This is a genomic window from Thermacetogenium phaeum DSM 12270, assembly GCF_000305935.1.
Taxonomy (GTDB): domain Bacteria; phylum Bacillota; class DSM-12270; order Thermacetogeniales; family Thermacetogeniaceae; genus Thermacetogenium; species Thermacetogenium phaeum.
Genome location: NC_018870.1, coordinates 2521835 through 2534944, shown reverse-complemented (window position 1 = coordinate 2534944; position 13110 = coordinate 2521835). Strand labels below are relative to the sequence as shown.

General features: G+C 52.4%; 14 protein-coding genes. 12 read left to right on the top strand and 2 right to left on the bottom strand.

Annotation, left to right across the window (positions count from 1 at the left end; genetic code table 11):
- Nucleotides 1–6 precede the first annotated feature (6 nt).
- The 5 genes from TPH_RS12440 (at nucleotide 7) to TPH_RS15485 (ending at nucleotide 5606) form a co-directional block, all read left to right on the top strand.
- Nucleotides 7–1983 (top strand): ABC transporter substrate-binding protein, encoded by a 1977-nt coding sequence (locus tag TPH_RS12440; protein ID WP_015051546.1) that lies wholly within the window; start codon nucleotides 7–9, stop codon nucleotides 1981–1983.
- Nucleotides 1984–2015: 32 nt separating this feature from the next.
- Nucleotides 2016–2834, top strand: a complete 819-nt coding sequence (locus TPH_RS12435) for a class I SAM-dependent methyltransferase (RefSeq protein ID WP_015051545.1) — start codon at nucleotides 2016–2018, stop codon at nucleotides 2832–2834.
- A 249-nt stretch (nucleotides 2835–3083) separates the two neighbouring features.
- Entirely contained in the window at nucleotides 3084–4157 is a 1074-nt protein-coding gene (locus TPH_RS12430; protein WP_015051544.1) for a radical SAM/SPASM domain-containing protein, read from the top strand.
- Nucleotides 4158–5411: an MFS transporter gene (locus TPH_RS12425; RefSeq protein WP_330216596.1), complete on the top strand. Its 1254-nt coding sequence runs from the start codon at nucleotides 4158–4160 to the stop codon at nucleotides 5409–5411.
- Between the two features lie 48 nt (nucleotides 5412–5459).
- Nucleotides 5460–5606 carry a hypothetical protein gene (locus tag TPH_RS15485; RefSeq protein ID WP_015051542.1) on the top strand — a complete coding sequence of 49 codons (147 nt, stop codon included), beginning with the start codon at nucleotides 5460–5462 and terminating at the stop codon, nucleotides 5604–5606.
- A gap of 10 nt (nucleotides 5607–5616) precedes the next feature.
- On the opposite strand, the gene TPH_RS12420 is transcribed toward TPH_RS15485, so the two are convergent.
- On the bottom strand, nucleotides 5617–6033 hold the full coding sequence (locus TPH_RS12420; RefSeq protein WP_015051541.1) for a PIN domain-containing protein: 417 nt from the start codon (nucleotides 6031–6033) through the stop codon (nucleotides 5617–5619).
- Complete coding sequence (locus TPH_RS12415) at nucleotides 6033–6299, bottom strand: AbrB/MazE/SpoVT family DNA-binding domain-containing protein (protein WP_015051540.1); 267 nt, start codon at nucleotides 6297–6299, stop codon at nucleotides 6033–6035. Before TPH_RS12415 ends, TPH_RS12420 begins: the two co-directional genes overlap by 1 nt.
- Before the next feature lie 325 nt (nucleotides 6300–6624).
- Between TPH_RS12415 and TPH_RS12410 the strand changes: the two genes are divergently transcribed.
- The 7 genes from TPH_RS12410 (at nucleotide 6625) to TPH_RS12385 (ending at nucleotide 13080) form a co-directional block, all read left to right on the top strand.
- Nucleotides 6625–7596 (top strand): ABC transporter permease, encoded by a 972-nt coding sequence (locus tag TPH_RS12410; RefSeq protein ID WP_201764454.1) that lies wholly within the window; start codon nucleotides 6625–6627, stop codon nucleotides 7594–7596.
- A complete protein-coding gene (locus tag TPH_RS12405) occupies nucleotides 7589–8479 on the top strand; it encodes an ABC transporter permease (RefSeq protein WP_015051538.1) in 891 nt (296 codons plus the stop codon). The genes TPH_RS12410 and TPH_RS12405 overlap by 8 nt, the downstream gene beginning before the upstream one ends.
- Nucleotides 8480–8533: 54 nt before the next feature.
- Complete coding sequence (locus TPH_RS15480; protein ID WP_015051537.1) at nucleotides 8534–8701, top strand: hypothetical protein; 168 nt, start codon at nucleotides 8534–8536, stop codon at nucleotides 8699–8701.
- Between the two features lie 79 nt (nucleotides 8702–8780).
- Nucleotides 8781–10136, top strand: coding sequence for an ABC transporter substrate-binding protein (locus TPH_RS12400; RefSeq protein WP_015051536.1), 1356 nt, complete (start codon nucleotides 8781–8783; stop codon nucleotides 10134–10136).
- 21 nt (nucleotides 10137–10157) lie between these two features.
- Nucleotides 10158–11138 carry an ABC transporter permease gene (locus tag TPH_RS12395; RefSeq protein ID WP_015051535.1) on the top strand — a complete coding sequence of 327 codons (981 nt, stop codon included), beginning with the start codon at nucleotides 10158–10160 and terminating at the stop codon, nucleotides 11136–11138.
- Nucleotides 11139–11954 carry an ABC transporter permease gene (locus TPH_RS12390; protein WP_015051534.1) on the top strand — a complete coding sequence of 272 codons (816 nt, stop codon included), beginning with the start codon at nucleotides 11139–11141 and terminating at the stop codon, nucleotides 11952–11954.
- A complete protein-coding gene (locus TPH_RS12385) occupies nucleotides 11947–13080 on the top strand; it encodes an MFS transporter (protein ID WP_015051533.1) in 1134 nt (377 codons plus the stop codon). The genes TPH_RS12390 and TPH_RS12385 overlap by 8 nt, the downstream gene beginning before the upstream one ends.
- The last annotated feature ends 30 nt before the right edge of the window (nucleotides 13081–13110 follow it).

The window sequence follows — 13110 nt, the reverse complement described above, 5'->3', positions numbered from 1 at the left end:
GGAACAATGGTGGTGAGAAAAGCCAAGTTTTTTATCCTGGCGTTTTTGTTCCTTTTTGCCGTAACCCTTTTAAACGGGACGGCCCTGACTTATGCGAAGGATTTCAGCGTCGAGGTCGACGGCAGGCAACTGGTATCGGGCGCATCACTGCTTAGTGAACAGGGAAGAATTATGGTTCCTGTTCGTGTCCTGGGAGAGGCGCTGGGATTAAAAGTCAGGTGGTACGGAGACGAGAGGATGGTCATCCTGCAAAAAGGGGACCTGCTGTTGAAGCTCACTGTCGGGAGCAGGGTGGCTGAGAAAAATGATGGAAAAGTTTTTATGGATGTTGCGCCGAAGATCGCAAACGGCAGGTGTTTTGTCCCCCTCCGCTTTGTCGCTCAGACCTTTGGCTGCCAGGTGAGGTGGGACCAGGAGAAGCAACTGGCTGACGTAAAGAGCGGTATGGTGAAGGAAATATCGCTGGGGACACTCAGCCCTCTGGAACCGATGAACATCTTGAATGACCTTGGTGCCTGGTACCGGATGAACCACTTCGGGTTTACCCATGTCCAGCTCGTTCAGTACGACCCGCAGTTGCACATCGTGCCCTGTCTTGCTGAAAAGTGGGAGGTCTCTCCAGACGGGAAAGCGGTCACCTTTTACCTGGTGAAAGACGCCCGGTGGCACGACGGGGAGCCGGTGACAGCCGAAGACGTGAAGTTTACCTTTGAATACAAGCTCAAGCACTTGAAAGAGCTGGCCCGGTGGACGGTGGCGGCGATTGAGAAAATTGAAGTTGCTGACGCTCACACGGTCACCTTCTACTTGAAGGAACCACTGGTCTATTCCCTCTTTAAGGACCTGGCCATCGGCATTGGGATCATCTTGCCGAAGCACATCTGGGAAGATGTCAATGATCCCAAGAATTACACTGCCAGGGAGAACCTCATTGGTTGCGGTCCCTTTATTTTCGAGTCCTACGACCCCGCTTCCCAGACCGCCACTTTCAAGGCCAACCACGACTACTTTGCCGGGCAGCCGAGCGTCGAAAAGGTCAAGGTGAAGTATTACAAAAATGTGGACGCCCTGGTGATGGCGCTCAAGAAAGGAGAGATCGCTGCGACCTACGACTACGCCATGCCGATTCCGGCTTCCTATGCTCCTGCCTTGGAGGGAACACCAGGCTTGGATCTGGGCGTGATTTCCGATCTGGGAATAATGATCTACATGGCCTTCGGGCGAGAGTACCCTGTTACAGAGAAAGCCTTCAGAGAAGCAGTATCCTACGCCATTGATTACGAGATGCTGGTCAAGGCAGTAGCGGGAGACTATGGCGAGGTTCCGGGGCGCGGGATCGTGCCACCCAGCCTCCCGGCGTACGACCCGGCACTTCCCAGGCTAACACAGGACCTGGCGAAGGCCAATGCCCTCCTCGACCAGATCGGCCTGAAAGATAAGGATGGGGACGGGATCAGGGAGCTTCCGGACGGCTCGAAGCTGCGCATCCCGGTTACACCCGCCACAAAGAAGGGGAAGGAGACGATGATGGTGCGGGCCGCGGAGGTAATCTGCAGCCACCTGAAAAAGGTTGGGATCGATGCCTATATCGACCCTGAGGTCCTCGGTAACGAAGAGAAGTGGCAGCAGCGGGTCTGGAACGACCGCGACTACTGGATCTACCTGGGCTATGCCACACCGGGTGCAGTCATTTACGATGGAGGTTTGATGTACTTTGTGGATGCCCAGGGGGCTTTCGGCACCTGCGCCGATCCGGAATACGTGCGGATCTACCAGAAAGTCAGGCAGGCGCGCAACGACTCCGAGTGGACTGCTGCCTTAAGAGAAGCCCAGCACTACCACGCCCGCGAGCTGCCGGGGCTTGCCCTGATCTGGGGGAAGGCCCTGTATCCTTACCGGACGGATGAGTTTACCGGGTGGGCGATTCGCAGCGGGTTCGGTCCTGTAAACTACCAGACCTGGTTTGCGCTGCGTTCGCGTTAACCCGGTCTAGGTGTAAGGAGGAGGTCGTAAAGGTGGAGCTTGACTGGGCGGCCGTGTGGCACCAGAAGCGCGAGAACTACTTCTGGACAAAGAGGCTGAAAGAAAAGGGGCTCACCAATGAAGACTACTGGGACAATTACCCTGATGAGCTGTATTTCGGCTACGAGTACAAAAATTACCCTGGGGCCATCTTGGAAAAGATGAAGCGTTACCTTAGCCCGAACTCTACGGTTCTAGATATTGGAGCAGGAGACGGAGCCTATACCGTTCCCCTGGCGAGGCTCGTCAGGGAAGTCACTGTTGTCGAGCCCTCGAGGGGGCAGATCCGGAGGCTGCTGAAAAGAGCGGAGGGGCTGGAGAACATCAAGATCATCAACAAGCACTGGGAGGATGTGGCGCCGGAGGAATTGCAAGAGTATGATCTGGTCAACGCCGCCTACTGCTTTGCCATGCCTGACATCAAAGATGCCCTGATGAAGATGTGGGATTGCACCAGAGGTGTTCTTTTCCTGGTCACCCAGGCCGGCAGCTCCCTGGCCGCGGTGTACCCCCTCTTCGTGAGCGACTACGAGCCCCCTCCTGACTATATTGTCCTCTATAATGTGGTCTACCAGCTGGGGATCAAGGCCAACGTGGAGATCAACACCAGGCGCTACCTTTACCCCTGGGACCTGCTGGTCAAGACCTGGCGCCACGATGAGGAAATCACCCCGGAAGATGAAAACAAAGTGCGTGCCTTCCTGGAGGCCGAAGGAAAGCTCGTCACCAAAGAAGATGGGACGCTGTGGGTCAAATGCTGGTATCGGGATGCGGTGATCTACGCCGAAAAAGAGCAATCCCGTCTGGGGTGATTAAGGGCACTATTGGGAGCTTTGAAGCTGTTTGAGTTGTAGACAGAAAATGCAGTCAAAAAACAGCAGTATTTTCCAGGAATCAAGAGATTTATCCAAATTTCGCCTGCACATTGGGGCGAGGGGAGGCTTTTTACTAGTGGTGTTTTGTGATATATTGTGATATATTTTGACAAAAAGCAATAGTGATGTAAAACCATGAAACAACAGAATATGTAAGAAGAGAAACCGCGAAGGTTTCTACCTGCCGTGAAGGCAAGGAGGATCTTCGCGGTTTTTTATTTAGGGGGTGGGCAAATTTATACACCATTGGTGGTGACCGTGGAGCTGACCAACCAGTGCAACCTCAGGTGCCGCCACTGCTATGCCAGCGCCGGGGAGAAGCTGGAGAATGAGCTGAGTCTGGATGAGGTCAAGCGGTTGCTCAGGGAACCATCTCAGGTGGGCACAGTGGAGGTGGAATTCAGCGGTGGTGAGCCTTTGCTGCGGCCCGATTTGTTTGAGATCATCGAATATGCCAAGGGCCTGGATTTTTCGGTTGTTTTGATAACCAATGGGACCCTTGTCGATCGGGAAACCGCCAAGAGGCTGGGCAGCTTGGGCCTGAAGCACGTCCAGGTCAGCCTGGATGGCTTAAAAGAAAACCATGAATATTTAAGGGGGGATGGGACATATGAGGCTGTTTTAGAGTCCGTAAGGTTGCTCGCTGAGGAAGGAGTCAGTGTGGCCGTGCGGACTACCGTGACCAGGCGAAACGTTGGAGAACTTGAGAAGATAGCAGACCTCGCGGTCAGCATGGGGGCGAGGAAGCTGGGTTTTGTCCGCTTTTTCCCGGCCGGTAGGGGGATGGGCTATAAGGAAGAACTGATGCTCAATGCAGAGGGGATGCGTTCCTTCCACCTGACCGGGAAAAAGATCAAGGAGAAATACAGAGACCAAATTGAAGTCTTAGCAGACCCCTGTGCCTCCCTAACGGATGAGGCCTACAATAAGTATTTGCAACAAGGGAACATTTTATGCCCTTGTGGCAAGACGTGGTGTCTCGTTAAATCAAACGGTGTGGTGAGTCCGTGCGAAAATATGGTTTTTTATGCCGGCAACATAAAAAAGCAGAAATTTGAGGAAATCTGGAAAGAAGCTCCTGTTATGAAGACATTCCGGGAATTTGACCCCGACTTACTCAAAGGAGCTTGTGCAACCTGTTCTCTCAAAAAAGTATGTGCAGGTTACTGTCGGGCTCTGGCGGTCCTGCACACTGCAGATTTCTACGCTGAGGATTTTACCTGCTACCATGTTTTAAAAAGACAAGAGGGGGGCCGGTGAATCAATCGTGTAGTCGCGTCTCTACGTACCACCTGCACTGATTACAAGCAAATATTCGGTACCTTACGAGGAATACCAGGGACCTTAATTCTGGCTAATATTCTGATTGCAATGGGCGCGGGTCTGGTAAACCCGCTGTTTACCCGATATCTCGAGGCGTTGGGGGCCACTCCCCAGGTTGTCGGAGGGATAATGGCGGTAGATTATGTGCTGCTTTCCTTCGGGCTGGTAGGGGGATATGTTGCCGACAAGATCGGGAGAAAACGGTTTATTGTCCTCACTCACTGTTTTTTCCCCTTGATCCTGAGTCTCTTTCTCCTCGCAAGAAACTGGGTCTGGGTCTTGGTTGGGATGTGCCTGCTGGGGATTCGGGTAGCTGCTCTGCCGGCACTCGATGCAGTGATGGCAGACCACACGGCCAATAAAGAGCGGGGGAGGATATACTCCTTAAACTGGCTCGCCGTAACTGGAGCCACCATCGTTTCCTCTTTTGTTGTGGGTGCGGTTGTGCATCAGCTGGGAGTCTACCAGGGGACGAGGCTCGGTTTCCTCATTTACATTGGTTTGGCCCTGGTGGTGGCGATCCTCTTCTGGGTGAGGCTCAAAGATAGCAACCGGTCTGAGCAAAAGTCAGTTTTCAGCCTGAGCCATCTCTTCCGTCAGCTGGCCTGTGCTGCCAGAAGCTCATCCCCTGTACTGCGGCTGTTTGTGGCTTACTATCTGCTCTACACCCCGGCTGCGGGAATGCTGACCACTTACTATGTGCTCTACCTTGTGCATGTGGCGGGAGTGAGCGACAGCGTGGTGGCAGTAGCTTACGGTATTGCCAATGGGGTCTACTTAATCACCCAATTGCTGTTGGGGCCGTTCGCAGACAGGCTTAACCGAGTGCTGGTGTTAGTCTTGGTGCTCACGGTGATACTTCTAAGCTCGCTCATCTTAGTTGCCTTTCACGAGCTGGCGGCTGTAGCGATCTTGAGCACCATTCTGGTCTTGAGCGGGATCTCCGTAGCTCTTTATCTCCACAAAGTGGTTTTGGCTGACTTGACCGACCAGCAGCACAGGGCCACCTTGTTTGGTGTGCTTTCCACGTTGGTGGCTGCTGAAGGGGCGTTGAGTTTAGTTGTGGGAGGCAGGTTATTCAAGCTGAACCCTCACTACCCTTTTGTGTTGTCGGCCTTCTGCCTCTTGCTTGCGATCTTCACGCTAAAGAGGACCCTCTTGGGTTGCTACAAAAGCGAGTATCAAGGCTAGCCGTGAGAATTTAATCCAAAAGATCAAGAAGGTTTGAAGGGGATTTTGATGAAGAAAAGTTTTTCCCTGAAGGGCATTTCCTTTTTGATGGTTTTTGTTCTGCTGATGTCTTTGTTTCCTGCTCTTGGCCATGGAGGGGCGGTTAGGGAGCAGGGAATTCAGGTTTATCTGAAGCGGGTCTTGACATGCAGCTAGATTGGGTCGGTTACCCATCTCCTGGCGGGGTAACCCATCCGACATTTAACTTCTTTTCAAAATCATTGTCAAAGGAACAGATACTTTCTTCCTGTGCTCGGGCCAGCGCGGCAAGGTAGGCATCTGCGAAGTCGACGTTTTTTTCCGCCATATCTTGCAGGGCCTGGATAAGCAAGGCGGGGTTTTCAGGGTAAATTCCGTCGGCACTGAGAAAGGAGATTAAGGTTTCGGCGATCTGGCTTTTGGCATACCTGTAAAAAGAAGACAGCACCCAGACGATTTCGGCTACTACCAGGTGAGATACCCGCAAGCCGATTTCTCCTTTTTCAGCACGGCTCATTAGCTCCAGGGCTTGAGCGGCCATTTCGGGTGGGTCGCCGGTGAGAAAGCGCAAGACAACGTTGGCATCAACCCACAAATAGACCATTACGTTTCTTTCCCCTTGTCCAGTATCTGCCGGGCGAGTCCACCAGCCACCTCTTCCCGGACTTCTGCCTTGCCGGGGTAAGGTCTCTTCGCGGGCAGGGAGGCATAGAGCTCAGTTAAGCGTTTGCGCTTCAGGACCCTTATCTTAACTTCCCCGCCCGGGTCGAGATCGAACACGAGCTCGTCTCCCGGTTGCAGGTTAAGCTTGCGGCGGACGATTACGGGTATTGTTACCTGTCCCTTACTGGTTAACCTTGCTCTTAACATTTAAATTCCTCCTTACACCTGAATATAATCCTTACGTCAGTTCCTGTCAAGGGTAGTTGCCTGAAGGTGGTTTGGGGTTTAACACATTTGCCCATAAATCGCCATTTTAATCAAAAACTTATCTTTCAGCAGGAATTGCCTTATTCTTGTCGAATAGGTTGAAAGCAGAAGGTGTCTCGTGAAGGGACGCGCGCGGGAAAATCAGGGCAGAGCATCAAAACCACGGAGGTTTTCATTCTTGCCACGAAGGCAGGAAAGGAGAATTTCTGTGGTTTTTTCTTTTGGGGGTGTCAGGGAGTAGCTGATGAGGAGATTTTACTTATCCTTGAGGTTGGTCTGGTATTTATTAGCTTTTTTCTGCGTGATCACTTTAAACTTTTTTCTGATCCGCTTCATGCCCGGAGATCCTCTGGTTCATCTCTTGGGTGAGGAAAACTACCAGTATCTCTACGTTCATGAACCTGAGACCTTGGAGGAGTTGAAAGCCAGGTACGGACTGGACAAGCCCTTGCCCGTTCAGTACGGCATTTATCTTGCCAACTGCCTGAAAGGGGACTTTGGCTGGTCCTATCAATACGGGCAGCCTGTTTTCAAGGTGATCCTCTTCCGCATCAAGTGGACGCTTGTCCTGCTCCTGCCGGCGATTATTCTGGCTGCCATTTTAGGGGCTTATCTGGGAACTCTGGCGGGATGGAGGAAGGGCCAGAAAGTTGACTTCATCTTTACTCCTGTGCTCCTGTTCTTTTACACAGTGCCTACCTACTGCTTCGGGATGCTGCTGCTCCTGATTTTCGCCTTTTACCTCGACCTCTTTCCTTTAGGTGGGATGGTCAGCGGGGGTCTTTCCGGCCCTTCCAGGCTGGTTGATATCTTGTGGCACATGTGCCTTCCCCTGACGGTTCTGGTTATCCACAACGGTGCCTACAACTACATCATCATGCGCAACTCTGTGGCCCAGGTAAGGAAAGAGGAATACGTGCTGACTGCTTTTGCAAAGGGTTTAAGAGACAGGCAGGTTCTCTTCAGGCACATTTTCCGCAATGCCCTGCCGCCGCTGGTGACCGTGGTGGCTCTTGACTTCGGATTCCTGTTGGCTGGGGCTTTACTTGTGGAAGTGGTCTTTTCCTGGCAGGGGATGGGCACGTTAATCTATGATGCGGTAGTCTCCAGGGACTACCCCATGCTCCAGGGATGTTTCCTGGTTTTGACTTTTTGCGTGATCTTGGCCAATTTCCTGGCTGACCTCGTCTACGCCTTGATTGATCCCCGGGTCAAGGAGGGGGAGAACCGTGCTTAAAAACAGGCTTGCTGTTTTGGGGCTTGTCATCCTGCTGCTTTTTTTGGTGACAGCGATTTTTGCTCCTTTTTTATCCCCTCATGATCCCTGGGCACTGGGCACTCCGTACCTGCCGCCAGGGGGAGAGCATCTTCTGGGTACCAACGACATCGGGCAGGATCTCTTGAGCGAGTTGATTTACAGCACCAGGATCTCCCTGTTTATCGGTTTCTTTGCCGCCTTTCTGGCTACTGTCATCGGTACCCTGGTAGGGCTTGCGGCAGGTTATCTGCGGGGAACCCTGGATGAGCTGCTGATGCGCTTTGCCGATCTCTTTTTCCTGATCCCCACTTTACCGCTGGTGATCGTGCTGGTGGCTTACCTCAAGCCCAGCATTTGGAACATCATCATCACCATCTCCCTTTTGGGCTGGGCGGGGACGGCCCGCGTGGTTCGCTCAAGAGTATTGCAGATCAGGGAAATGCCCTTTGTCAGGAGTGCCCGCGCCTTGGGTGCCGGCAGTTTCTACATCATGCTCCGGCACATTCTTCCAAATACCTCAGAGGTCGTTTTTGCCAAGGCTTCCCTGGCGGTAGCCGGTGCTATGCTCACGGAAGCGGGGCTCAGTTTCTTGGGGCTTGGCGACCCGACGCAAAAGAGCTGGGGGATGATGCTTCACTACGCCTTCACCCACGGGGGGATCGTCAATGGCTACTGGTGGTGGTACCTTCCTCCGGTGTTCTGCATTTCCTTTGCGGTCTTGGGGTTCGTGCTCTTAGGATACGCCGGGCAAGAAGAGGGGCCAGAGTCCCGTTGGTTCCACGGTGTTCCAGGCGAACACGTATTTCCTACCAGGCCAGCTAGGAAGGAATTGATAAGGGGGGTGAAAGACATGATTACCTGATGAAGGGAACATTGAAGAGTGTAATTTTTTGAGAAGGCAGAGAGGGAGGGCAGAATGATGAAGCCTGGGAAAAGGTTTTTCTTGCTGACGGGGATTTTGTTGCTTGTAGTCATGCTGACAAGCCTGCTTGCAGGCTGTGGGAAACAGGAGCCTGGAACAGCTCCACAGGTCAGGGAGAGCACTCTGGTAATTGCCCCCCGAAATATGAGGACGACAATTTAAACCCCATCCTAGGCTACGGCAAATATGGAGGCTCCAAGTTTTTCAATGGTCTGGTAAAGTTTGACGAAGATCTCTCAATGTGGTTCCGGACCTGGCCGAGTCCTGGAAGGTCTCTTCTGACGGAAAGATCTACACTTTCCATTTGCGCAGAGCGGTGAAGTGGCATGATGGGAAGGAATTTACTGCTGATGATGTAAAGTTCACCTACGAGAAGATCCTCGACCCCGAGGTGGCATCTCCCCTCAAGCCCTACTTTGAGTTGGTGGAGAAAATCGATGTTGTTGATGACTACACCTTAAGAATCCAGCTTTCCAAACCCTATGCTCCTTTTCTAGAGAAGCTGGTAGTAGGGATTGTTCCCAAGCACCTTCTGGATGGAAAAGACATCAAGACTGCCGAGTTCAACCACAACCCCGTGGGCACTGGTCCTTTTAAATTTGTAGAGTGGAAAAAAGGAGAGAGGCTGGTCATGGAGGCAAACCCTGATTACTTCCTGGGGAAGCCGGAGGTCGATAGGGTCGTAGTTACTTTCATTCCGGATGAAAACACCCGTCTTCTCCAGATAGTCAAAGGTGAGGTTGATGGGGCTTTCCTGCCTCCAAAGCTGGCGTCGAAGGCTGAAAGCAGTGAAGTCCAAGTATTTACTGTGCCCACAGGTGAGTGGTGCGGTATTGCTCTTCCCTATGAAAACCCGCTCTTCCGCGACCGAAACCTTCGGCAGGCCATTGCTTATGCCATCGACAAGCAGGCTATTGTTGATAATGTTCTCGAGGGCAAAGGAGAGCCCACCAGCATCCCCTTCCGGAGCAACCACTGGGCCTTCAACCCTAAAGCCAAAAGATACAGCCCTGACCTGGAAAAGGCAAAGACTCTGCTGGCTGCTTCCGGCTGGGAGGACACTGATGGTGATGGGATTCTGGATAAAAACGGAGAACCTCTCTGCTTCATCTTGATGTATCCGGCAGACGATGTCTTACGTAAAGACATCTGCACTGCCGTGAGAACAGATTTGAGAGAAGTCGGCATAGATGTGGAGCTGGCCGGGCTGAGTTGGGAGCAGATCAAGCCGCGCATGTATCAGGATGCCACCCTCTTTTTCTTTGCAACAGTGTACGACCCTGATGATCAATATCCCATCTGGCATTCGGAGTTTATAGGCCAAGGCTGGTGGAACCCTACCTGCTTCCGGAACGGAACGGTTGACGAGCTTCTCGAAAAGGGGCGGGCGACCATGGATAAACAAAAGCGCCGGGAGATCTACGGGAAGCTGCAGGAGATCTTGGCCGAGGAGCAGCCGATGGTGTTCATCGCCTTCATGGATCATACTTATCTTTGTAGCAAGAGGATTAAGGGAATCAAAATTCATCCTGAAGGCCACAGTGGTTACTTGACCGAAGGGATTTGGTGGAACCTGGAAGAGTGGAGCTTGGAGTAGTAGCCGAAAGGAGAGCCGACAATGGGTTTGCGAAGTTATCTCTTGAGGAGGGGGAGCCAAGTTCTCCCCCTCCTTTTCGGGATCAGCATCCTTGCTTTTCTGATCATTCATCTTTCACCCATTGATCCTGTTGAACTTTACCTGGGCAAAGAAGAAGCTGGATTACTCTCTCCACAAGACCGGGCGCGGCTCCGGGCTTCCTGGGGTCTGGACAAGCCTTTGCCTGTTCAATACCTTGTTTGGTTGGGGCAGCTCCTCCATGGTAATTTAGGAAGATCTCAGCTTACTGGGGAGCCAGTGGCCGAGGTTATTGGGGAGCACCTGCAGGCTACACTGGCACTCATGGGAATAAGCTACCTCCTCATTGTGGTTATCAGTATTTATTTCGGAGTGGTATCTGCAAAAAAGGCGGGATCGCTTCTTGACCACGCGTTTACAGCCCTCGGTTTCGCTCTTTACGCTACTCCAAACTTCTGGCTCGCCCTGATCCTGATCTACGCCTTTTCTCTCAAGCTAAATATTTTTCCTGTATGCGGGACCGGTTATACCCGGGAGGCTGCTTTTTCTCTCATGGGGTTCCTTCACCACCTTGCTTTACCGTCTCTCGTGCTTGCGCTAACTACTGTTCCCTGGTATTCGAGGTTCCTTAGGTCAAGTTTGCTGGAAGTGCTCACCTCCGACTTTATTCTGGTGGCAAGGGCGAAGGGCCTTACGGAGAGGGCTGTCCTCTTACGGCATGCTCTTCGCAACGCCCTCCTGCCCTTTTTGACCCTTTTAGGTATGGCTTTTCCTCATCTCGTTGGGGGGAGTGTGGTCATCGAAACAATCTTTGCCTGGCCGGGAGTAGGCCGTTTGTTGGTAGAAAGCGCTCTTCGGGCTGATTACCCTGTTCTGATGGGGCTTGTTCTCTTAATAAGCACCTTTGTTGTCCTGGGCAACCTTCTTGCCGACGTTGCTTATGCTGTTGTTGATCCCAGGGTGAGGTATGGTGGTGAGAGCTGAGTGCTGAAGAAGTTTGTCTTTGGTGCTTGCTTTCTTTTTATGGTGTTGCTCTTGGCTGTCTTTGCCCCCCTAATTTCTCCTGATGATCCTGGAAAAGTTTGCCTTACCAGGGTCAGTCAAGCTCCTTCTTGGGAGCACCCCTTTGGGACAGACGACCTCGGACGCGATGTCCTGAGCCGGTGCCTTTACGGAGCTCGGGTTTCTCTGGTGGTTGGGTTCCTCGTGGCCGCAATCACTACAATGTTGGGGGTCGCTATCGGCCTTGTCTCTGGGTATTGGGGAGGCGTTCTGGACAACATCTTGATGCGCTGTGTAGATGTTTTTAATTCATTACCAGATATCGTTGTTTACATTGTCCTCCTTGCCTTTTTAAAACCAGGCTTTCTCAGTGTGGTTCTGGTTTTAGCCCTTACTGGTTGGACGGCCACAGCGCGGGTGATCCGGAGCGAAACCCTCTCGCTGCGGGAAAGAGAGTTTGTGCTGGCCGCGCAGGCCCTTGGTGCTACAGGGTGGTACCTTGTCATCTTTCATATTTTGCCGAATGTGCTCGCTCCTGCTCTTGTGGCTGCCACCTTCAGTGTGGCCCAGGCCGTTCTTGCAGAGTCAACCTTGAGCTTCCTTGGCCTTGGTATCCCTCCACACCAACCAAGCTGGGGAAACATCATCATGGAGGAAATGGATGACTTGATGGTCGGGGTTTGGTGGACAGTTCTCTTTCCGGGGCTGGCCATCATTTTTACTGTGTTGGCAGTGAATTTTCTGGGCGAAGGCTTGAAGGAAATGCTTGAGGCGGGAAGGGGAACCAGGGATGCTTAGGGAACGCAATATCACTCTGTTCAGTATCGCGATTTTTTTGGCCCTTTCGGGACAGGGCTTTGTGGTTCCCTTTCTTTCTATTTACGCTCGCCAATTGGGAGCAAGTTATCTTGAAGCAGGGTTGCTCTTCGCTGGGCTTGAGATTTCTTGGGCCCTGGCAGTCCTCCCCCTGGGGCTGCTAGCTGACAGGTTGGGGAGGAAATGCTTTGCCTGTGCTGGGTTTGCCCTGCTTCCACTGACCCCGGTGGCCTATGCCTTCTCCAAGCACCCCTGGCAGCTTATTGGTTTCAGGTGCCTCCAGGGAGTAAGTGAAGCCTTAAGTTTTACCATTGGTACGGCGTACGTGGCTCGAATGGCTCAGAAGAAGGGGCAGGCGGTTGGTGCCTACCAGTGCCTCGCCAATCTTGGGTTTGCCATAACACCTTTGTTTGCGGGTTTACTTATCGATCCCCTGGGGATTAAAAGCGTCTTTTTAATTGGAGCAGCAGTGATGGGGATGGGTTTCCTGGCTTCGTTGCCTGTGGAACGTGATGAGCCTTCCGGTAAGCAAGGCAGGTCTGTGTGCCTCATGAAAAACTGGTTGGTCTACTTGCTCTCCTTGCTGGCTGTTTTCCCTGCTCTCACAGTAGGTTTCTGCAATGCCTTCTTGCAAGTCTTCTTTTACGAGTTGGTTCCTTCTGAGAAAATTGTCGGCTTTGTTATCACTGTCTATTTTGTCAGTTACAGCCTGGCTGTCTTATGGGTGGGGTATCTTACAGACTCCTTTGGGTGGTTGCGTCCCTTGCTTCTGGGACTGTTGGGGAGCGGGGTTGTTTTTGCTGCTCTGGCTCTGGCTCGGAACATCATCTGGGCAGGTGTGCTCGCGGGGATTCTAGGGCTCACCCAGGCCCTAGCCTCTGTTCCGCTTACGGTGAGGTTGACTGAGCTGTTTCCAAGGGACACTGCTGGCAGTTTGGGTGTTTTAACGGTTTTTCGGATGGCTGCCCTGGTCGGCGGTGCTTTTCTAGGTGGGGTGCTCTCCCAGTTAAAAGGGTTGAGACTGGCCTTTTTGTTCTGTAGCTTGGCCGTGTTTTTAGGAGGAGTAATGCTTCTTTTTTTGATCAAAAGAGGCTCCCTGCAGAGGTAGTTTTTTGTGTAGCTCTGGAAGGGATTTTCT

Excerpts from the sequence above, each read along its gene's own strand:
- TPH_RS12395 (WP_015051535.1), top strand. The coding sequence starts at position 10,158 with ATGGGTTTGCGAAGTTATCTCTTGAGGAGGGGGAGCCAAGTTCTCCCC.
- TPH_RS12415 (WP_015051540.1), bottom strand. The coding sequence starts at position 6,299 with ATGTTAAGAGCAAGGTTAACCAGTAAGGGACAGGTAACAATACCCGTA.
- TPH_RS12420 (WP_015051541.1), bottom strand. The coding sequence starts at position 6,033 with ATGGTCTATTTGTGGGTTGATGCCAACGTTGTCTTGCGCTTTCTCACC.
- TPH_RS15485 (WP_015051542.1), top strand. The coding sequence starts at position 5,460 with ATGAAGAAAAGTTTTTCCCTGAAGGGCATTTCCTTTTTGATGGTTTTT.
- TPH_RS12440 (WP_015051546.1), top strand. The coding sequence starts at position 7 with ATGGTGGTGAGAAAAGCCAAGTTTTTTATCCTGGCGTTTTTGTTCCTT.
- TPH_RS15480 (WP_015051537.1), top strand. The coding sequence starts at position 8,534 with ATGATGAAGCCTGGGAAAAGGTTTTTCTTGCTGACGGGGATTTTGTTG.
- TPH_RS12385 (WP_015051533.1), top strand. The coding sequence starts at position 11,947 with ATGCTTAGGGAACGCAATATCACTCTGTTCAGTATCGCGATTTTTTTG.